The sequence below is a fragment of the Kitasatospora sp. HPM-01-4 genome (assembly GCF_051374625.1).
Classification (GTDB): Bacteria; Actinomycetota; Actinomycetes; order Streptomycetales; family Streptomycetaceae; genus Kitasatospora.
This window is the reverse complement of sequence record NZ_JBPQGP010000005.1, coordinates 5,809,456-5,830,035: the sequence shown is the minus strand read 5'-3', so window position 1 is coordinate 5,830,035 and position 20,580 is coordinate 5,809,456. Positions and strand designations below refer to the sequence as shown.

Below are 20,580 nucleotides of genomic sequence, written 5' to 3'. Positions count from 1 at the left end.
AAACCCCCAGCCTAGGTGATCTCCGGCGGCGGGATCGGCGGGCGGCGGCCGGGTGCCCGGCCGCGGCTCAGTCGACGTCGCCGTCGTCCCCGTCGTCGTCTCCCCGGACCTCTTCCTCCTCCGCCTCGTCCACCACCCAGGTGGCCAGCCGGTCGGCGACTCCGCTGACGCCGAGCTTGCCCTCCCGGATCGCCCGTGCCAGGCTGCGGACCTCGCGCGCGGTGGTGGCGACGCTGCAGCCGCTGGCCACCAGGTACGCGTAGGCGACAGCGGTGGCGAAGAGCTCGTTGCTCCGCTCCAGCGCCGGGACCCGGATCAGCTGGTGCATCAGAGCCGCCGCCCGGTCCTGCGGTTCGGGATAGACGGCGATGTCGAAGATTTCGGCCTGGTGCCGGGTGATCGCCGCGAGCAGCGATCCGTAGTCGGTGACCGGCGGATCACCGGGGGTGTACTGCTCGGCGGTCATGAGCAGCCACGAGAGGTCCACCTCCAGGTTCAACGGCGCACATCCTGCAAGCCGTCACCGAACTCGGCGAGGAAGGTCGACTCGTACTCCTTCATGAACTGCGCGGCGGCGTCGACGAACAGCCGGCCGGTCTCGCCCATGTCCTGCCTGACAAGCCGTTCGATGTACTGGTTCATGCTGATCCCCTGCTGCTCGGCGCGCTCGCGCGCCATCTCGGCGGTGGCCGCATCCACCCGGACATTCAGCTGCTTCTTCGCCATGACGTAATGCTAGCGTCATGTTGCTAGCACAACAAGGGCGCGCATTTCCGACCTCCCCGCGCCCTCCCTCGCCCCAGTGCTCCCAGAAGACCGGAAATCGCCGCTGGGAGCGCTGGGGAACATACCCGCCCGTTCCCCGCGTCATCCCTTCGCACACAACACCGCCACGGGCCTTCAGGCCCTCTCCACCGGGTCCGCCGGGCCTGGGCCGGCTTCCGGCACGCCGCTCCAGGTGCGCAGCAGCAGTTCGAAGGCGTCGACGACCACCTCGTCGGTGAACTCGTCGGGGCGCAGCAGCCGCTGGATCAGCAGGCCGTCCTCCAGCGCGTGGACGATCAGGGCGAGAAACGCCGGGTCGCCGGGCGGTTCGGCCCCGCGCCGCGCCAGCTCATAGCGCAGACCCTCGGCGATCGCGTTGCTCGCCAGCTCCTCGCGCTCCGCCAGCAGCGGCCTGATCTCGGGGTTCCGCAGGGCGTGCAGGACGAGTTCCATCCGCAGCGCGAACCAGTCCGCCAGGTGCCGCCCGCGCTCACGGTGCCAGGCGCGCAGCGCGGCCAGCATCTCCTCGAAGGACTCCGCCTCGCTCCCGATCGCCTCGACCTCCTGCTTCTCCCGCAGGGTGCGGTGCTTGAGCAGCTCCAGCACCAGGCCGTTCTTGTCCTCGAAGTTTCCGTAGAAAGCGCCTCGGCTGTAGCCGGCCCGCTCGGCGATCTGCTCGACCGAGGCTCCGTTGACCCCCCGTTCGGCGAACAGCTCGGCGGCGGCCGTCACCAGCCGGTCCCGGGTCTGCTGCCTGGCCTCCTCGCGGGTCATGCGTCTGGGCGCCATGCCGTCCTCCCCTGCCACGGGCACACTCGGAAACGGACCCGTATCGACATACAAGATCGGATCGGAGTTTATGGGGCTCCCCGACCCGACCGGCCATGACCGGCCCGGAGAGCACCGAGGGGCGCACGGAGCACGACCAGTCTCGGTCGTGTGTTCCGCACGCCCCTCGGGCGGTGTCAGGACTACTCCGCGACCGGCTCCAGGATGGCCACGCACTCGAAGTGGTGGGTCATCGGGAAGAGGTCGAAGGCCCGCAGCGAGACCGGGCGGTAGCCGCCCTCGCGGAAGAAGGCCAGGTCACGCGCGAGGGCCGCCGGGTCGCAGGCGACGTAGGCGATCCGGCGCGCCTCAAGGCCGACCAGGTGCGCGACGGTCTCCCGGCCCGCCCCCGCGCGCGGCGGGTCGAGGACGATCAGGTCGGTGGAGGTGATCCCGGTACGCGGGAGCAGCGACTCGACCTTGTCGCACTCGATCCGGACGTTGTCCACCGCGGCCAGGTTGTGCCTGGCGTCGACGACGGCCTGCTTGCTGGACTCGATGCCGAGCACCGCACCGTCCTCGCCGACCCGGTCGGCCAGCGCCCCGGCGAACAGGCCGACCCCGCAGTACAGGTCGAGGGCCATCTCGCCCCACTGCGGGTCGAGACCCTCCAGGACGGCGTCGACCAGGGTCTGGGGCGCCTCGGGGTGGATCTGCCAGAACCCGCCGTTGCTGACCCGCCAGGTGCGCCCGGCGGCCCGCTCGCGGACGAAGGTCCGGCCGTGCACCCGGTGGATGCCGCCCTGCTCGTCGATCCGGGCGATCGAGACCGGCTGGTCCAGCTCGACTAGCGGCAGCTGGGCGCCCTCCCTCGGCGTCAGCACGACCTGGCGGTCCGAGGACCCGGTGGCGGCGATCGCCTCGATGGTCTCGACCCCCGGCCAGTCGCGGGCCTCGATACCCAGCTCGGACACCCCGGGGGCGGCGATCAGGCAGCGGTCGATCGGCTCGATGTCGTGCGAGCGGTGGCGGCGCAGCCCCGCCTTGCCGGTGGCCGGGTCGACGGCGTACTGGATCCGGGTGCGCCAGGCGGGCACCTCGCCGGCCGGGAGCTTGCCGCCGACCGGCTCGACACTGCCGTCCCAGCCGGCCTCGGCGGGGGTCAGCTGGGCGAGCTTGGCCAGCTGCTCGGTGAGCACCTGGCCCTTGAGCTTGCGCTGGCCGCCCGGGGTGACGTGCTGCCAGTCGCAGCCGCCGCACCGGCCGGGGCCCGAGAACGGGCACGGCGCGGGGATCCGCTCCTTGGCGGCGTCCAGGATCTCCACCGCGTCGGCGCGCAGGAAGCGGGAGGTGGTGGTGCCCTCGGTGACCAGGGCGATCACCCGCTCACCCGGCAGCGCGTGCCGGACGAACAGCACCCGGCCCTCGTGCCGGGCCACGCAGTGCCCGCCGCCGTGCGCGACCGGGCCCACCTCGACCTCGTACCGCTCGCCGACCAGCGGGTCGCCGCTCGGAGCCTTGGGTGCCCGCTCCGCCCTGACCGGCTTGGCCGTGCGCAGCGCCTTCGGCGGGCGGACGGCCTGCTTGCGCGGCGTGCTCTTCCCGGCCCCGGCCGGCTTGGCCTGGGCCGGCCGCTCCTGGGCCGCCTGGGGCTTCGGCTCGGCCGGGACGACCGGGGCGGTCAGGGCCGTGTAGCCCTCGCGGTCGGTGGCGGCCGGACGGGCCGGCTTGGCTCCCCAGCGCGGGCGGGCGACCTGTCCCGGCTTGGCGGACTTGCCGGACTTGCCGGACTTCCCCGCGGAGCGGGACGGGTTGTTGCGGGTCACGAGGTCGAGTCCTTGCTGGCGTCGATGAGGTCGGTGCTGGAATCAACCGACTCTACGGTGCTGGAACCACCCGACTCTACGCGCTCGTGCCTGGGCTCGCCGCGCCGGACGGCCCCCGGCGCGGACCACGCGCGCTGCGGCCTGCGCCGCTCGGAGGATTCCAGCTGCCAGGGTACGGAGGTCACCATCACGCCCGGCTTGAACAGCAGCCGCCCCTTGAGGCGCAGCGCGCTCTGGTTGTGCAGCAGGTGCTCGTACCAGCTGCCGACCACGTACTCGGGGATGTACACCGAGACCACGTCGCGCGGGCTGCTGCGGCGCAGGTTCTTGACGTAGTCCAGGACCGGACCGGTGATCTCGCGGTACGGGGAGTCCAGCACCTTGAGCGGCACCTCGATACCGCGTTCGTCCCAGTCCCTGCACAGCGCCTCGGTGTCGGCCGGGTCCACGTTGACGGTGACGGCCTCCAGTGTGTGCGAGCGGGCCAGCCGGGCGTACACCAGGGCGCGCAGGGCGGGCTTGTGCAGCTTGGAGACCAGCACGATGCCGTGCACCCGGGTGGGCAGCAGGCTGTCGTCGGGTTCCTCGGCGGCCTGCAGCTCCTCGGAGACCCGGTCGTAGTGGCGGCGGATCGCCTTCATCATCACGAAGAGCGCCACCATGGCGGCGATCGCGATCCAGGCGTGGCCGATCTTGGTGACCAGGACCACGATCAGCACCGCCGCGGTCATCACCAGACCGAAGGTGTTGATCGCCCGGCTGCGCTGCATGCGCCGGCGGCTCGCCGGGTCGGTCTCGGTGCGCAGCAGCCGGGTCCAGTGCCGGATCATGCCGGACTGGCTCATGTTGAAGGAGACGAAGACCCCGACGATGTACAGCTGGATCAGCCGGTTGGGGTCCGCGCCGAAGGCCGCTATGAAGGCGATCGCGGCGACGGCCAGCAGGATGATGCCGTTGGAGAAGGCCAGCCGGTCACCGCGGGTGTGCAGCTGGCGCGGCAGGTAGCGGTCCTGGGCGAGGATCGAGCCGAGCACCGGGAAGCCGTTGAAGGCGGTGTTGGCCGCGAGCACCAGGATCAGGCCGGTGACGCCGGCGATGTAGTAGAAGCCCGGGGTGAAGTTGGCGAAGACGGCCTCGCTGATCTGGGCCAGCGCGGTCTTCTGGTGGTAGTCCGCCGGGGCACCGGCCAGCTGGGCGGCCGGGTTCTCGGCCATCTGGGTGCCGGTCAGGTGGGCCAGGTAGATGATGCCCATGAACATGGTCACCGCGATGGTGGCCATCATCAGCAGGGTGGTCGCGGCGTTCCTGCTCTTCGGCTTGCGGAAGGCCGGGACACCGTTGGAGATCGCCTCGACGCCGGTCAGCGCGGCGCAGCCCGAGGAGAACGCCCTGAGCAGCAGGAACACCAGCGCGAACCCGGCCAGTGAACCGTTGCCCTCGGTCGCCTCCAGATGGAAGCCGGCGCTCTCGGCGGGCATGTCGGCGCCGAAGGCGAAGTGCCGGACCACGCCGTAGACCACCATGCCCAGCACGCCGATCATGAAGGCGTAGGTCGGGACGGCGAAGGCGGTGCCCGACTCGCGGACGCCGCGCAGGTTCATGCCCATCAGCAGGATCACCAGGATCACCGAGAGCGCCATCTCGTGCCCGCGCAGCGCGGGTACCGCGGAGACCACGTTGGCCACACCCGAGGTGGTGGAGACCGCCACGGTGAGGATGTAGTCCACCATCAGCGCGCTGGCCACCACCAGCCCGGAGTTCGGCCCGTGGTTGACCGTGGCGACCTCGTAGTCACCGCCGCCGCTGGGGTAGGCGTGCACGTTCTGCCGGTACGAGGCGACCACCGCGAGCATCACTATGGCGACCACGACACCGATCTGCCACGAGAAGTGGATCGCGGAAGCGCCCGCCATCGAGAGGGTGAGGAGGATCTCCTCCGGGGCATAAGCGACCGAGGAGAGCGCGTCCGAGGCGAAGACCGGCAGCGCGATCCGCTTGGGGAGGAGAGTCTCCCCGAGCTTGTCGCTTCGCAGCGCGCGTCCGATCAGGAGGCGTTTCGGGAGATCAGCGGGGATAGGCACGTTAAGGAATCGTAAGGGCTGTGGACACAACCGGATCCCGTGCGGCGGCCACCTCCGTCAAGACCCCGTTCGGCGGACCGGCTAGCGTGTCGGATGATGAGTCTGAGGCAGTGGACCGGCTGCCCCGCTGCGCCGATCCGAAGGCGCGGCTCGAAGATCACCCCCCAAATGCTGGGGGCGAAAGGATGATGAGCGGTGTTTGCGCAGGTCATGACCCCAACGGACTCGGTGAGGTAGCCCCGTGCACATCGTCATCATGGGTTGCGGACGCGTGGGCTCGGCCCTCGCGAGAGCGCTGGAGAAACAGGGTCACTCGGTGGCCGTCGTCGATCAGGACCCGACCGCGTTCCGGCGTCTGGGCGCCGGTTTCCACGGACGCCGGGTGACCGGGGTCGGCTTCGACCAGGACACCCTCAAGGAGGCCGGCATCGAGGAGGCGGGCGCCTTCGCCGCCGTCTCCAGCGGTGACAACTCCAACATCATCGCGGCCCGGGTCGCCCGGGAGACCTTCGGCGTCGAGCACGTCGCGGCCCGGATCTACGACCCCCGCCGCGCCGAGGTCTACCAGCGCCTGGGCATCCCCACCGTCGCCACCGTGCGCTGGACCGCCGACCAGATGCTGCGCCGGCTGCTGCCGAGCGGCGCCGAGCCGCTCTGGCAGGACCCGAGCGGCAGCATCCAGCTGGCCGAGGTGGCCTTCGCCCCGTCCTGGATCGGCCACCGGTTCACCGCCCTGGAGGAGGCCGCGGGTGTCCGTGTCGCCTTCGTCACTCGTCTGGGTGAGGGCGTGCTGCCCACTCCGCAGATGGTGGTCCAGGAAGGCGACCTGGTGCACGTCACGCTGCACCGGGCCGATCTGGCGGCCGTCGAGGCCGTGTTCGCGCGGGGTCCGCAGGAGGGTGAGCACTGATGCGAGTCGCCATTGCCGGAGCCGGTGCCGTCGGCCGCTCGATCGCGGGCGAGCTGCTGGAGAACGGCCACGAGGTCCTGCTGATCGACAAGAACCCCGGCTCCATCTCGGTGGAGCGGGTCCCCCTGGCGGAGTGGCTGCTGGCCGACGCCTGCGAGATCACCTCGCTGGACGAGGCCGCGCTGCAGCGCTGCCATGTGGTGATCGCCGCGACCGGTGACGACAAGGTCAACCTGGTCGTCTCGCTGCTCGCCAAGACCGAGTACGGCGTGCCGCGGGTGGTCGCCCGGGTGAACAACCCGAAGAACGAGTGGCTGTTCAACGAGTCCTGGGGCGTCGATGTCGCGGTCTCCACACCGCGCCTGATGTCGGCGCTGGTCGAGGAGGCCGTCAGCGTCGGTGACCTGGTCCGGCTGATGCGCTTCAGCCAGGGCAACGCCAACCTGGTCGAGCTGACCCTGGCCGCCGACACCGAGCTGGTCGGCACCCGGGTCGGCGACGTCACCTGGCCGGTCGACACCGCGCTGGTGACCATCATCCGGGCTGGCCGGGTGCTGGTGCCGGGCAAGGACGACACCCTGGAAGCCGGTGACGAACTGCTGTTCGTGGCCGCCCAGGAGCGCGAGGAGGAGCTGGAGGAGCTGCTCTCCGCCGGAGCCGGCGCGCAGTAGCCACCATGCGAGAGGGCCGTACCCGCCTTGCCGGGCACGGCCCTCCGCTCGTCCGCGGGACTACTCGTCCTCGGTCTGCGCCTTGATCGGCGCCGGGGCCTTGAGCAGGATCTGCCAGGTCACGTACATCGCCAGCAGCATCGGCGGGATCCCCAGGGCGACCTTGAGCCAGCCGAGCAGGTTGACGTTGCCGGTGAAGTACAGCGGGAAGAGGATCACCGGCTTGATGCCCATGATCACCACCCAGGCCCAGGTGGCCTTGGTGTACGCGGCCAGCCGGCCCGGGTTCTGGGTGCGCCAGGTGAACATCTCACCGGTGATCGGGCCGAGCATCACCCCGATCAGAGGCCAGCGGGCGAGTGCGGAGACGGCCAGCGCGACGCAGTACCCGACGTTGTAGAGCAGGCCGGGCAGATAGAAGTTCTCCGCCTTGCCGGTCTTCATCGAGATCCAGGCGCCGATCGCGACCCCGAACACACCGCTGAAGGCGTGCTGGATGGTCTCCCGCTTGAACAGCCGGATCACCACGAAGAGCGCGCTGAGCCCGAGCGCCGCCCAGGCCGCCGAGGCGACCTGGTGGGTGAGGTTGAAGGTGACGATGAAGACCAGACCCGGCAGGGTCATGTCGATCATGCCCCGGACGCCGCCGAAGGCCTGGATCACCGTCTCGGCCGCCTCCTTGGAGGCCGCGGCCTCGCGCGCGGCCGCCGCCTCCGGGGTCTCCTGTGGCGCCGGCTGGTCGGCGGCCTCCCGGGACGCCTCGTAGGCGGCGAACTTCTCGGCGGCCGACTCCACCACCGACTCGGTCAGGGTGTGCTCGACGTACTCCTCGAGCCCGGCCGGCGCAGCGGTACGGGCGGCGGGCTCGCCGCCTGGCAGATTGGTCACGCTCACTCGCTCCCGTGTCCGGCCGGACGCAGTTCGTAGCGGGGGTTGAAGAGGACGCGGCGTCCCCGGGCATGGCTGATCCGGCCGGAGGCGATCAGCCTCCGGCCCGGCTCTATCCCGGCGATCGCGCGTCGACCCAGCCAGACCACGTCCAGCGCGTCACTGCCGTCGAAGAGCTCGGCCTCCAGAGCGGGCACCCCGGCCCGGGGCCGGAGGGTAACGGTGCGCAGGGTTCCCGCCACGGTGACCACCTCGCGGTCCCCGCAGCTGGCGATCGGTGTACAGCCCGACTCCGCCGTGTCCTGCCGCAGCTCCTGGGCCTCCAGCTCCTCGGCGGAGGAGGTCAGACGGCTGAGCATGCGCCGGAAACGGCCCTGCGGCTGCGCGCTGCTGTTGTCACCACTCATGCCCGAAGAGTACCGGTTTCAAGTGTTCGAACGGCAGGGCCCGGAGCCCCGGCCCCGGACCGGGCCCGGTGTCCTCCGGCCACCCCTCAGGTCTCGAAGCGGTACCCCATGCCCGGTTCGGTGATGAAGTGGCGCGGGTGCGAGGGATCGGCCTCCAGCTTGCGGCGCAGCTGGGCGAGGTAGACCCGCAGGTAGTTGGTCTCGGTCCGGTAGGCGGGGCCCCAGACCTCCTGGAGCAGCTGGGTCTGGCTGACCAGCCGGCCCGCGTTGCGGACCAGGACCTCCAGCAGGTGCCACTCGGTCGGGGTCAGCCGGATGTCCCGGCCGTCCCGGTTCACCTTCTTGGCCGCCAGGTCGACGGTGAAGCTGTCGGTGACCACCACCGAGTCGTCCTCCCCCGCGACCGGCTCGGCACGCCGGACCGCGGCCCGCATCCGGGCCAGCAGCTCGTCCATGCCGAACGGCTTGGTGACGTAGTCGTCCGCGCCGGCGTCCAGTGCCTCGACCTTCTCGTCCGAGGCGTGGCGGGCGGAGAGCACGATGATCGGGACGCGGGTCCAGCCGCGCAGGCCCTTGATCACCTCGACGCCGTCCATGTCGGGCAGACCCAGGTCCAGTACGACCACGTCCGGATGACGGGTGGCGGCCAGCTCCAGGGCACTCGCCCCGTCGTGGGCCGCGTCGACTTCGTACTTGCGGGCCTTGAGGTTGATCACCAGGGCGCGGACGATCTGCGGTTCGTCGTCCACGACAAGAACCCGGGTCATTCGGGCTCCGCCTTTCGGTTCGGTGGCAGCTGTGGCTTTTCGGGGATGTTGACGTCGGGCAGGTCGACCGCGGGCAGGGTAACCACCATCGTCAGGCCGCCGCCAGGGGTGTCCTCGGCGGTGACGGTGCCGCCCATCGCCTCCACGAAACCGCGGGCGACGGCCAGGCCGAGTCCGACACCCGCACCGCGCGGGGCGTCGCCGTAGCGCTGGAACGGCGCGAAGATCCGCTCCTTGGCGGCCTCCGGCACACCGGGACCGCGGTCCACCACCCTCAGCTCGACCCTGGCCGGACTGCCCGGCGGGTGCAGCGCATCAGCCTTGACCAGCACCTTCACACCATCGGGACTGTACTTGACGGCATTCTCGACCAGGTTGGCCAGCGAGCGCTCCAGCAGCCCGGCATCGGCGTGGATCATCGGCAGGCTCTCGGGCACGTCGAGCTTGACGGCCTCCAAGGGCACCCCTCCGAGGGCGAACGGGACCACCTCGTCCAGGTCGGTCTCATGGATCAGCGGGGTCACCGTGCCGGTCTGCAGCCGGCTCATGTCGAGCAGGTTGTTGATCAGGTGGTCGAGCCGGTCCGCCCCGGCCTCGATCCCGGCCAGCAGCTCGGCCTCGTCGGCCTCGTCCCACTCCACGTCCTCGGCCCGCAACGAGCTGACGGCGGCCTTGATACCCGCGAGCGGGGTCCGCAGATCGTGCGAGACGGCGGCGAGCAGAGCGGTGCGGATCCGGTTGCCCTCGGCCTCACGACGGGCCGCGGCGGCCTCGCCGGCCAGCCGACGGCGCTCCAGCAGGACGGCGGCCTGGGCGGCGAAGGCGCCGAGCAGCCGGCGGTCCTCCGCCGGGAGCACCCGGCCCCGCAGCACCAGCGACAGCTCGGTGCCGACCGGGACGTCCACGTCGCCGTCCTCGGGACGTTCCGGCGCACGCTGCCCGGCACTGGCGGCGATCCGCCACGGGGAGTGCTCGCCCGAGCGCTCCAGCAGAGCGGCGGAGTCCTGCTGGAAGGTCTCCCTGACCTGGTCGAGCAGCACCGTGAGCAGGCTGTCGCCGCTGGGCGCACCGCGCAGCACGGTACCCGCCAGGGCACTGAGTGTGTGGGCCTCGGCCTGGCTGCGGGCGGCCTGCTGGGTACGGCGGGCGGCGAGGTCGACGACGGAGGCCACGGCTATGCCGACCGTGGTGAAGATGCCCACCGCCATGATGTTCTGCGGCGAGGAGATGTCCAGCGTGTGCAGTGGCGGAGTGAAGTAGTAGTTCAGCGCGGTGGAACCGACCAGGGCCGAGGCGATCGCCGGGAAGAGCCCGCCGACCAGTGCCGCGCACACCGTCAGCGACAGGAAGAGCAGCATGTCGGTGGAGAGCCCGAGCCCGTGCACCTGGGTGAGGAGCACCGCCAGCAGTGGCGGCCCGGCCACACCGATCAGCCAGCCGGCCACCGTACGGGTCCGGCCGAGGTCGGTGACCCTGCGGATCGGGATCCGGCCCCGGCCCCTGGCCGCGTGCTCGTGGCTGACGATGTGCACGTCGATGTCGCCGGAGTCCCGGGTGACCATCGCGCTTACGCCCGGCCCGTAGATGTACTGCCAGGCGCGGCGGCGGCTGGAACCCAGCACGATCTGGGTCGCGTTGACCCCTCGGGCGAAGGCCAGCAGCGCGGCCGCGGGATCGTCGCCGAGCACGGTGTGGAAGGTGCCGCCCAGGCTCTCCACCAGGGCCCGCTGCTCGATCAGGGCCTGCGGGGAGCCGCTTCCCGCCAGACCGTCCGACCTGGAGATGTGCACGGCGAGGACCTCGCCGCCGGACGCCTTCGCGGCGATCCGGGCGGCCCGGCGGATCAGCGTGGCGCCCTCCGGACCGCCCGTGAGCCCGACCACGATCCGCTCGCGCGCCTGCCAGGTGCCCTTGATGCCCTGTTCCTCGCGGTACCGCTGCAGGTACTCGTCCACCCGGTCGGCCGTCCAGAGCAGGGCGAGCTCTCGCAGCGCGGTCAGGTTGCCGAGGCGGAAGTAGTTGGCGCGCGCCGCATCGATCTTCTCCGGCGCGTACACGTTGCCGTGCGCCAGCCGGCGGCGCAGAGCCTGGGGGGACATGTCGACCAGCTCGATCTGGTCGGCCCGCCGGACCACCGCGTCCGGCACGGTCTCCCGCTGCCGGACCCCCGTGATCCCCTCGACCACATCGCCGAGGGATTCCAGGTGCTGGATGTTGACGGTCGACACCACGTCGATGCCGGCTGCGAGAAGCTCCTCGATGTCCTGCCAGCGCTTAGCGTTACGGCAGCCCGGGACGTTGGTGTGCGCGAGCTCGTCGACCAGCGCCACGGCGGGCTTGCGCGCCAGGATCGCGTCCACGTCCATCTCGGTGAAGGTGGCGCCCCGGTGGACCACCTCCCGGCGGGGTACGGTCTCCAGCCCCTCGACCAGATCGGCGGTCAGCCGCCGGTTGTGGTGCTCGACGAACCCGACGACCACATCGGCGGTGCCCCGGGCCTGCCGTCGGTGGGCCTCCGCGAGCATGGCATACGTCTTCCCGACCCCGGGCGCCGCCCCGAGGTAGATCCGCAGCCTGCCGCGTGCCATACATCCCATTTTTCGTGCCGCCCGGGAGCCGTGCCCCCGGGCACCTGTTCGCTGGTTTCGAGACTACGGCTTTTTGGCCGGATTTCCGCTGATCGGACCAGTGAATCGGCAGATTTAGCAGGTTTTTGACGGTAGCACGCCCGTTTGAGCTGTCGTACGGAGTAGCGCGTCGCGGCGAGGCCGCTCCTTGCGGGTCTCGAAGGAGCCCCTGCGCGACGGCCCGTGCGGGATGGACGGGACGCCTGACGGGCTGGTCGGCCGACCAGCACGGGAGACGATCGGCAGTGCCGGCATGGGACGAGTCCGGGACGGGACGGTGACCGACTTCTTGATTCGGAGTTGCCCGGAAATGCGAGAAGCCCTCCCCGGGGATCCCGGGAAGGGCTTCTCAGAAAAATTGTTCGGCGGCGTCCTACTCTCCCACAGGGTCCCCCCTGCAGTACCATCGGCGCTGTAAGGCTTAGCTTCCGGGTTCGGAATGTAACCGGGCGTTTCCCTCACGCTATGACCACCGAAACACTATGAAACTATCAACCGCACCAACCCACCACGGGTCGGGGTCGTTGTTTCAGAACAACACAGTGGACGCGAGCAACTGAGGACAAGCCCTCGGCCTATTAGTACCGGTCAACTCCACCCCTCACGAGGCTTCCATATCCGGCCTATCAACCCAGTCGTCTACTGGGAGCCTTACCCTCTCAAGGAGGTGGGAGTGCTCATCTCGAAGCAGGCTTCCCGCTTAGATGCTTTCAGCGGTTATCCCTCCCGAACGTAGCCAACCAGCCATGCCCTTGGCAGAACAACTGGCACACCAGAGGTTCGTCCGTCCCGGTCCTCTCGTACTAGGGACAGCCCTTCTCAACACTCCTACGCGCACAGCGGATAGGGACCGAACTGTCTCACGACGTTCTAAACCCAGCTCGCGTACCGCTTTAATGGGCGAACAGCCCAACCCTTGGGACCTACTCCAGCCCCAGGATGCGACGAGCCGACATCGAGGTGCCAAACCATCCCGTCGATATGGACTCTTGGGGAAGATCAGCCTGTTATCCCCGGGGTACCTTTTATCCGTTGAGCGACGGCGCTTCCACAAGCCACCGCCGGATCACTAGTCCCTACTTTCGTACCTGCTCGACCCGTCAGTCTCACAGTCAAGCTCCCTTGTGCACTTACACTCAACACCTGATTGCCAACCAGGCTGAGGGAACCTTTGGGCGCCTCCGTTACCCTTTAGGAGGCAACCGCCCCAGTTAAACTACCCACCAGACACTGTCCCTGATCCGGATCACGGACCCAGGTTAGACATCCAGCACGACCAGAGTGGTATTTCAACGGCGACTCCACCATGACTGGCGTCACAGCTTCAAAGTCTCCCACCTATCCTACACAAGCCGAACCGAACACCAATATCAAGCTATAGTAAAGGTCCCGGGGTCTTTCCGTCCTGCTGCGCGAAACGAGCATCTTTACTCGTAATGCAATTTCACCGGGCCTATGGTTGAGACAGTCGAGAAGTCGTTACGCCATTCGTGCAGGTCGGAACTTACCCGACAAGGAATTTCGCTACCTTAGGATGGTTATAGTTACCACCGCCGTTTACTGGCGCTTAAGTTCTCAGCTTCGCCATGACGAATCATGACTAACCGGTCCCCTTAACGTTCCAGCACCGGGCAGGCGTCAGTCCGTATACATCGCCTTACGGCTTCGCACGGACCTGTGTTTTTAGTAAACAGTCGCTTCTCGCTGGTCTCTGCGGCCACCCCCAGCTCAGAGTGCAAGACTCATCACCAGGAATGGCCCCCCTTCTCCCGAAGTTACGGGGGCATTTTGCCGAGTTCCTTAACCATAGTTCACCCGAACGCCTCGGTATTCTCTACCTGACCACCTGAGTCAGTTTGGGGTACGGGCCGCCATGAAACTCGCTAGAGGCTTTTCTCGACAGCATAGGATCATCCACTTCACCACAATCGGCTCGGCATCAGGTCTCAGACTATTGCAGGGCGGATTTGCCTACCCTACGTCCTACACCCTTACCCCGGGACAACCACCGCCCGGGCTGGACTACCTTCCTGCGTCACCCCATCGCTCACCTACTACCACCTCGGGTCACCGGCTCCACCACTCCCCATTGTCCGAAGACTCCGGGACGGCTTCACGGGCTTAGCATCAGAGGGTTCAGCGTTGGCGCTTCAAAGCGGGTACGGGAATATCAACCCGTTGTCCATCGACTACGCCTGTCGGCCTCGCCTTAGGTCCCGACTTACCCTGGGCAGATCAGCTTGACCCAGGAACCCTTGGTCAATCGGCGCAAGAGTTTCCCACTCTTGTATCGCTACTCATGCCTGCATTCTCACTCGTATACCGTCCACGACTCGATTCCTCGGCCGCTTCACCCGGCACACGACGCTCCCCTACCCATCACAGCCCCCGTTAGGAGTATTGCTGCAATGACACGACTTCGGTGATGTGCTTGAGCCCCGCTACATTGTCGGCGCGGAATCACTTGACCAGTGAGCTATTACGCACTCTTTCAAGGGTGGCTGCTTCTAAGCCAACCTCCTGGTTGTCTCTGCGACTCCACATCCTTTCCCACTTAGCACACGCTTAGGGACCTTAGTCGGTGTTCTGGGCTGTTTCCCTCTCGACCATGGAGCTTATCCCCCACAGTCTCACTGCCGCGCTCTCACTTACCGGCATTCGGAGTTTGGCTAAGGTCAGTAACCCGGTAAGGCCCATCGCCTATCCAGTGCTCTACCTCCGGCAAGAAACACGCGACGCTGCACCTAAATGCATTTCGGGGAGAACCAGCTATCACGGAGTTTGATTGGCCTTTCACCCCTAACCACAGGTCATCCCCCAGGTTTTCAACCCTGGTGGGTTCGGTCCTCCACGTGGTCTTACCCACGCTTCAACCTGCCCATGGCTAGATCACTCCGCTTCGGGTCTTGGGCATGCAACTGGGTCGCCCTATTCGGACTCGCTTTCGCTACGGCTACCCCACACGGGTTAACCTCGCTACACACCGCAAACTCGCAGGCTCATTCTTCAAAAGGCACGCAGTCACGGCCACCGAAGTGACGACGCTCCCACGGCTTGTAGGCACACGGTTTCAGGTACTATTTCACTCCGCTCCCGCGGTACTTTTCACCATTCCCTCACGGTACTATCCGCTATCGGTCACCAGGGAATATTTAGGCTTAGCGGGTGGTCCCGCCAGATTCACACGGGATTTCTCGGGCCCCGTGCTACTTGGGTATTCTTCAAGCGAGCCGTACAGATTTCGTCTACGGGGGTCTTACCCTCTACGCCGGACCTTTCGCATGTCCTTCGACTACCCATACGGTTTCTGACTCGCCGACCGGCCGGCAGACCGATCAAGAAAAAACCCACGACCCCCCAAGCGCAACCCCTGCCGGGTCTCACACGCTCAAGGTTTAGCCTCATCCGGTTTCGCTCGCCACTACTCCCGGAATCACGGTTGTTTTCTCTTCCTGCGGGTACTGAGATGTTTCACTTCCCCGCGTTCCCTCCACACTGCCTATGTGTTCAGCAGCGGGTGACAGCCCATGACGACTGCCGGGTTTCCCCATTCGGAAACCCCCGGATCAAAGCCTGGTTGACGACTCCCCGGGGACTATCGCGGCCTCCCACGTCCTTCATCGGTTCCTGGTGCCAAGGCATCCACCGTGCGCCCTTAAAAACTTGGCCACAGATGCTCGCGTCCACTGTGCAGTTCTCAAACAACGACCAGTCACCCACCTACGACACGGACAAGCCATGCTGTCAGTAGGACCGGCATCCTAGAGGTAACAGCCATACAGCCGTTCCCTCAGGACCCAACAACGTGCCCGACACAATCCAGTCACACACCACGTTCCACGCCCCAAAGGGCAGTACTAGCGGAAGCTTCCGAACCGTGCCGAATAGTCAACGTTCCACCCATGAGCAACCGTGCGAGACATTCGCTCGCAGTCGGCTATGTGCTCCTTAGAAAGGAGGTGATCCAGCCGCACCTTCCGGTACGGCTACCTTGTTACGACTTCGTCCCAATCGCTGGTCCCACCTTCGACGGCTCCTCCCCTTACGGGTTAGGCCACCGGCTTCGGGTGTTACCGACTTTCGTGACGTGACGGGCGGTGTGTACAAGGCCCGGGAACGTATTCACCGCAGCATGCTGATCTGCGATTACTAGCAACTCCAACTTCATGGGGTCGAGTTGCAGACCCCAATCCGAACTGAGGCCGGCTTTTTGGGATTCGCTCCGCCTCACGGCATCGCAGCCCTTTGTACCGACCATTGTAGCACGTGTGCAGCCCAAGACATAAGGGGCATGATGATTTGACGTCATCCCCACCTTCCTCCGAGTTGACCCCGGCAGTCTCCTGTGAGTCCCCATCACCCCGAAAGGCATGCTGGCAACACAGAACAAGGGTTGCGCTCGTTGCGGGACTTAACCCAACATCTCACGACACGAGCTGACGACAACCATGCACCACCTGTACACCGACCACAAGGGGGCTGACATCTCTGCCAGTTTCCGGTGTATGTCAAGCCTTGGTAAGGTTCTTCGCGTTGCGTCGAATTAAGCCACATGCTCCGCTGCTTGTGCGGGCCCCCGTCAATTCCTTTGAGTTTTAGCCTTGCGGCCGTACTCCCCAGGCGGGGAACTTAATGCGTTAGCTGCGGCACCGACGACGTGGAATGTCGCCAACACCTAGTTCCCAACGTTTACGGCGTGGACTACCAGGGTATCTAATCCTGTTCGCTCCCCACGCTTTCGCTCCTCAGCGTCAGTAATGGCCCAGAGATCCGCCTTCGCCACCGGTGTTCCTCCTGATATCTGCGCATTTCACCGCTACACCAGGAATTCCGATCTCCCCTACCACACTCTAGCCTGCCCGTATCGAATGCAGACCCGGGGTTAAGCCCCGGGCTTTCACATCCGACGCGACAGGCCGCCTACGAGCTCTTTACGCCCAATAATTCCGGACAACGCTCGCACCCTACGTATTACCGCGGCTGCTGGCACGTAGTTAGCCGGTGCTTCTTCTGCAGGTACCGTCACTTTCGCTTCTTCCCTGCTGAAAGAGGTTTACAACCCGAAGGCCGTCATCCCTCACGCGGCGTCGCTGCATCAGGCTTTCGCCCATTGTGCAATATTCCCCACTGCTGCCTCCCGTAGGAGTCTGGGCCGTGTCTCAGTCCCAGTGTGGCCGGTCGCCCTCTCAGGCCGGCTACCCGTCGTCGCCTTGGTAGGCCATTACCCCACCAACAAGCTGATAGGCCGCGGGATCATCCTGCACCGCCGGAGCTTTCCACCAACCCCCATGCAGAGGAAGGTCATATCCGGTATTAGACCTCGTTTCCAAGGCTTGTCCCAGAGTGCAGGGCAGATTTCCCACGTGTTACTCACCCGTTCGCCACTGATCCACCCCGAAGGGCTTCACCGTTCGACTTGCATGTGTTAAGCACGCCGCCAGCGTTCGTCCTGAGCCAGGATCAAACTCTCCGTGAATGATTACCCGTGATCGGGTGAACACTCGCGTTGAGCGGCACGGCAACCACCGGAATGAGGTGATCCCGCGCACTGCGTCCTCGCTGTGTATTACAAAAGGAATCTCCAACAAGACCGGATGGTCTCGCCGGGGATGTCAACATATCTGGCGTTGACTTTTGGCACGCTGTTGAGTTCTCAAGGAACGGACGCTTCCTTCGAGCCGCCTTCCAGCGGGCCCTCCGGGCGCTTCGTTCTTTCGTGTTTCCAGCTTATCAGATGTTTTCCGCTCCGTTTTCCGGACCGAATTTCATCGGATTTCGCTTTTGCCTTTCGGCGCTCCCGAACTCTATCAGAGTTCTTCGGTCCGCTTCTCGCTCCCGAATTTCGTTCGAGAACTCTCGGCGGCCCGTGGGGCAACCCGGAGAACATTACGCACCGGGCTGCCCCACGTCAAACCGAGCCAGCCGACCCGCTGAGAACCGCGGGAGGGGAACTCAGACCTCGACCACGACCGGCATGATCATCGGCCGGCGGCGGTAGTTGTCCGCCACCCACTTGCCGATGGTGCGCCGGACCAGCTGCTGGACCTGGCGGATCTCCAGCACGCCGTCGTTCGCCGACTTCGTCAGCGCCTCCTCCAGCTTGGCCACGACGGGGATGAACGCGCTGTCATCGATGCCGGAGCCGCGGGCCTGGATGGTCGGGCCGCTCACGATCTTGCCGTTGGTGGAGTCGACCACCACGAAGGCCGAGATGAAGCCTTCCTCGCCGAGGATGCGGCGGTCCTTGAGCGAGGCCTCGGTGATGTCACCGACCGACGAACCGTCGACGTAGACGTAACCGGCCTGGACCTTGCCGACGATGCGGGCGACGCCGTTCTCCAGGTCGACGCAGACACCGTCCTCGGCGATGACCGTGCGCTCGCGCGGCACGCCGGTCGCGATGCCCAGGTCGGCCGCCGCCCGCAGGTGGCGCCACTCGCCGTGGACCGGCATCAGGTTGCGCGGCCGGCAGATGTTGAAGAAGTAGAGCAGCTCACCGGCCGAGGCGTGGCCGGAGACGTGCACCTTGGCGTTGCCCTTGTGCACGACCTTGGCGCCCCATCGGGTCAGGCCGTTGATGACCCGGTACACCGCGTTCTCGTTGCCCGGGATGAGCGAGGAGGCGAGGACGACGGTGTCGCCCTGGGTGATGCGGATCTGGTGCTCGCGGTTGGCCATCCGGGACAGGGCCGCCATCGGCTCGCCCTGGGACCCGGTGCAGATGAGCACCACCTCCTTGTCCGGGAGGTCGTCCAGGGTCTTCACGTCGACGACCAGGTTGCCCGGGACCTTCAGGTAGCCCAGGTCCCGCGCGATGCCCATGTTGCGGACCATCGAACGTCCCACGAAGGCGACCTTGCGCTTGTACTCGTGGGCCGCGTCCAGCACCTGCTGGATGCGGTGCACATGGCTGGCGAAGGAGGCGACGATGATGCGGCGGTCGGCGTTGGCGAAGACGTTGCGCAGGGCGGCCGAGATGTCCCGCTCGTGCGGGATGAAGCCGGGGACCTCGGCGTTGGTGGAGTCCACCAGCAGCAGGTCCATGCCCTCCTCGGCCAGCTTGGCGAAGGTCGGCAGGTCGGTCAGGCGGCCGTCGAGCGGCAGCTGGTCCATCTTGAAGTCGCCGGTGGCGACCACCATGCCGGCCGGCGTCCGGACGGCCACGGCGAGGGCGTCCGGGATGGAGTGGTTGACGGCGATGAACTCGCAGTCGAAGGGGCCGATCCGCTCGCGGTTGCCTTCCTCGACCTCCAGCACGTACGGGCGGATCCGGTGCTCGGCGAGCTTGGCCTCGATCAGGGCCAGGGTCAGCTTCGAACCGATCAGCGGGATGTCCGGGTTCTCCCGGAGCAGGTAGGGAACGGCGCCGATGTGGTCCTCGTGCCCGTGGGTGAGGACGATGCCGTCGACCTTGTCCAGCCGGTCCCGGATGTAACTGAAGTCCGGGAGGATCAGGTCGACACCGGGCTGCTCGTCCTCGGGGAAGAGGACGCCGCAGTCGATGATCAGAATGCGGTCCCCGTACTCGAGGACCGTCATGTTGCGGCCGATCTCACCGAGGCCACCGAGCGGGGTGATCCGGAGGGCGCCCTCCTTCAGGGCCGGCGGCGTGCCGAGTTCGGGATGCGGGTGACTCAAAAGACTCTCCTCACGCCGCACGCCATATGCCCGGGGTCCTCCCCTGAAGACATATGGCGTGCGTGCTTCGTCGGTTTCCTACATTTCAGGTCCTGGTGCCCTCGCGCCTTCGGTCCGGTCCAGCGGCGGACCCGTGCAAGGTCCGGCGATCCGGGGCGCGCACGTCTGTGTCTGCTACAGGTGTACCCCGCCCGCGGCGAGATCCAGCCTCAGTTGGGCAATCTCCTCCGGCGTGGCGGAGACCAGCGGCAGGCGCAGCGGTCCCGCCGGACGGCCCTGCAGGTTCAGGGCCGCCTTGCTGAGGATGACGCCCTGGGTACGGAACATGCCGGAGAACACCGGCAGCAGGCTCTGGTGGATCCCGGTGGCCTTGGCGACGTCGCCGACCAGATAGGCGTCGATCATGGCGCGCAGCTCGGCGGCGACCACATGGCCGACCACGCTGACCACGCCGACGGCACCCACCGACAGCAGCGGCAGGTTGAGGATGTCGTCGCCGGAGTACCAGGCCAGGTCGCTGCGGGCGATCGCCCAGGATGCCGCGCCGAGGTCGCCCTTCGCGTCCTTGTTGGCGACGATCCGCGGGTGCTCGCCGAGCCGGACCAGCGTCTCGGTGCTGAGCGCGACCCCCGAGCGGCCGGGGATGTCGTACAGCATCACCGGCAGCTCGGTGGCGTCCGCGATGGTGACGCTGTGCTGGTAGAGGCCCTCCTGCGGGGGCTTGCTGTAGTACGGCGTGACGACCAGCAGGCCGTGGGCGCCGGCCGCCTCGGCCTGGCGGGCGAGCTCGACGCTGTGGTGCGTGTCGTTGGTGCCGACGCCCGCGATGATGTGGGCCCGGTCCCCGACCGCCTCCACCACGGCGCGGACCAGCTCGGCCTTCTCGCTGTCGGAGGTGGTCGGGGACTCACCGGTGGTGCCGTTGAGCACCAGGCCGTCGTTGCCGGAGTCCACGAGGTGCGCGGCCAGGCGCTGCGCGCCGTCGAGGTCGAGACCGCCGTCTGCGGTGAACGGGGTCACCATCGCGGTCAGGACCCGGCCGAAGGGAGTCTTAGAGGTGGAGGTCGGAGCCATGCGTCCAAAACTACTCGTAGGCGGCCGAGGGTCTGTCAGGCCGGTCCAGGGTTCGGACAGGTGTGCCGTTCCGCGGCGGCCTGTGAGTGCCGTTCGCGGGACGGCCGACCGGAGGCGAAGGGGCGGGCAGAGGGCCCTGACGGGGGACTCCGGTGCTG

At 67.0% G+C, this 20,580-nt stretch carries 13 protein-coding genes and 3 rRNA genes; 2 read left to right on the top strand and 14 right to left on the bottom strand.

Going from position 1 to position 20,580, the window contains the following annotated elements; genetic code table 11:
- Positions 1 to 67: 67 nt before the first annotated feature.
- The 5 genes from ACSMTC_RS25300 to ACSMTC_RS25280 form a co-directional block, all read right to left on the bottom strand.
- A complete protein-coding gene (locus ACSMTC_RS25300; RefSeq protein ID WP_436562002.1) occupies positions 68 to 499 on the bottom strand; it encodes a fic family toxin-antitoxin system, toxin component in 432 nt (143 codons plus the stop codon).
- Positions 496 to 726 carry a toxin-antitoxin system HicB family antitoxin gene (locus ACSMTC_RS25295; protein WP_045304440.1) on the bottom strand — a complete coding sequence of 77 codons (231 nt, stop codon included), beginning with the start codon at positions 724 to 726 and terminating at the stop codon, positions 496 to 498. Before ACSMTC_RS25295 ends, ACSMTC_RS25300 begins: the two co-directional genes overlap by 4 nt.
- A gap of 174 nt (positions 727 to 900) precedes the next feature.
- Complete coding sequence (locus tag ACSMTC_RS25290; RefSeq protein WP_436562001.1) at positions 901 to 1,554, bottom strand: TetR/AcrR family transcriptional regulator; 654 nt, start codon at positions 1,552 to 1,554, stop codon at positions 901 to 903.
- Positions 1,555 to 1,736: 182 nt separating this feature from the next.
- The gene (locus tag ACSMTC_RS25285) at positions 1,737 to 3,092 is read right to left on the bottom strand and encodes a class I SAM-dependent RNA methyltransferase (RefSeq protein ID WP_436564804.1); all 1,356 of its coding nucleotides are present in this window, start codon (positions 3,090 to 3,092) and stop codon (positions 1,737 to 1,739) included.
- Between the two features lie 263 nt (positions 3,093 to 3,355).
- Positions 3,356 to 5,434, bottom strand: coding sequence for an APC family permease (locus ACSMTC_RS25280; protein ID WP_436564803.1), 2,079 nt, complete (start codon positions 5,432 to 5,434; stop codon positions 3,356 to 3,358).
- Positions 5,435 to 5,681: 247 nt separating this feature from the next.
- Between ACSMTC_RS25280 and ACSMTC_RS25275 the strand changes: the two genes are divergently transcribed.
- Together ACSMTC_RS25275 and ACSMTC_RS25270 are read left to right on the top strand one after the other, a co-directional pair.
- Positions 5,682 to 6,350: a potassium channel family protein gene (locus tag ACSMTC_RS25275; RefSeq protein ID WP_436562000.1), complete on the top strand. Its 669-nt coding sequence runs from the start codon at positions 5,682 to 5,684 to the stop codon at positions 6,348 to 6,350.
- Positions 6,350 to 7,021 carry a potassium channel family protein gene (locus ACSMTC_RS25270; protein WP_436561999.1) on the top strand — a complete coding sequence of 224 codons (672 nt, stop codon included), beginning with the start codon at positions 6,350 to 6,352 and terminating at the stop codon, positions 7,019 to 7,021. Before ACSMTC_RS25275 ends, ACSMTC_RS25270 begins: the two co-directional genes overlap by 1 nt.
- Before the next feature lie 60 nt (positions 7,022 to 7,081).
- On the opposite strand, the gene ACSMTC_RS25265 is transcribed toward ACSMTC_RS25270, so the two are convergent.
- From ACSMTC_RS25265 to dapA, 9 genes are all read right to left on the bottom strand, one after another.
- Positions 7,082 to 7,909: a DUF3159 domain-containing protein gene (locus tag ACSMTC_RS25265; RefSeq protein WP_436561998.1), complete on the bottom strand. Its 828-nt coding sequence runs from the start codon at positions 7,907 to 7,909 to the stop codon at positions 7,082 to 7,084.
- A 2-nt stretch (positions 7,910 to 7,911) separates the two neighbouring features.
- Positions 7,912 to 8,316, bottom strand: coding sequence for an OB-fold nucleic acid binding domain-containing protein (locus ACSMTC_RS25260; RefSeq protein WP_436561997.1), 405 nt, complete (start codon positions 8,314 to 8,316; stop codon positions 7,912 to 7,914).
- A gap of 86 nt (positions 8,317 to 8,402) precedes the next feature.
- Positions 8,403 to 9,083, bottom strand: coding sequence for a response regulator (locus ACSMTC_RS25255; protein WP_436561996.1), 681 nt, complete (start codon positions 9,081 to 9,083; stop codon positions 8,403 to 8,405).
- The gene (locus tag ACSMTC_RS25250) at positions 9,080 to 11,671 is read right to left on the bottom strand and encodes an ATP-binding protein (protein ID WP_436561995.1); all 2,592 of its coding nucleotides are present in this window, start codon (positions 11,669 to 11,671) and stop codon (positions 9,080 to 9,082) included. The genes ACSMTC_RS25255 and ACSMTC_RS25250 overlap by 4 nt, the downstream gene beginning before the upstream one ends.
- A 399-nt stretch (positions 11,672 to 12,070) precedes the next feature.
- Positions 12,071 to 12,187, bottom strand: a 5S ribosomal RNA gene (gene rrf / locus ACSMTC_RS25245).
- Between the two features lie 81 nt (positions 12,188 to 12,268).
- A 23S ribosomal RNA gene (locus tag ACSMTC_RS25240) occupies positions 12,269 to 15,379 on the bottom strand.
- Positions 15,380 to 15,662: 283 nt separating this feature from the next.
- Positions 15,663 to 17,186 (bottom strand): 16S ribosomal RNA (locus ACSMTC_RS25235).
- Together the 16S, 23S and 5S rRNA genes form the textbook arrangement of a ribosomal RNA operon.
- 476 nt (positions 17,187 to 17,662) lie before the next feature.
- Complete coding sequence (locus ACSMTC_RS25230; protein WP_436561994.1) at positions 17,663 to 19,348, bottom strand: ribonuclease J; 1,686 nt, start codon at positions 19,346 to 19,348, stop codon at positions 17,663 to 17,665.
- A 174-nt stretch (positions 19,349 to 19,522) separates the two neighbouring features.
- Positions 19,523 to 20,422, bottom strand: a complete 900-nt coding sequence (gene dapA, locus ACSMTC_RS25225) for a 4-hydroxy-tetrahydrodipicolinate synthase (RefSeq protein ID WP_436561993.1) — start codon at positions 20,420 to 20,422, stop codon at positions 19,523 to 19,525.
- Positions 20,423 to 20,580: the final 158 nt, after the last annotated feature.

What these genes read in the sequence shown, in the direction of transcription:
- ACSMTC_RS25295 (WP_045304440.1), bottom strand. Translation starts at nt 726, where the DNA reads ATGGCGAAGAAGCAGCTGAATGTCCGGGTGGATGCGGCCACCGCCGAG.
- ACSMTC_RS25290 (WP_436562001.1), bottom strand. Translation starts at nt 1,554, where the DNA reads ATGGCGCCCAGACGCATGACCCGCGAGGAGGCCAGGCAGCAGACCCGG.
- ACSMTC_RS25270 (WP_436561999.1), top strand. Translation starts at nt 6,350, where the DNA reads ATGCGAGTCGCCATTGCCGGAGCCGGTGCCGTCGGCCGCTCGATCGCG.
- ACSMTC_RS25260 (WP_436561997.1), bottom strand. Translation starts at nt 8,316, where the DNA reads ATGAGTGGTGACAACAGCAGCGCGCAGCCGCAGGGCCGTTTCCGGCGC.
- ACSMTC_RS25255 (WP_436561996.1), bottom strand. Translation starts at nt 9,083, where the DNA reads ATGACCCGGGTTCTTGTCGTGGACGACGAACCGCAGATCGTCCGCGCC.
- ACSMTC_RS25250 (WP_436561995.1), bottom strand. Translation starts at nt 11,671, where the DNA reads ATGGCACGCGGCAGGCTGCGGATCTACCTCGGGGCGGCGCCCGGGGTC.
- dapA (WP_436561993.1), bottom strand. Translation starts at nt 20,422, where the DNA reads ATGGCTCCGACCTCCACCTCTAAGACTCCCTTCGGCCGGGTCCTGACC.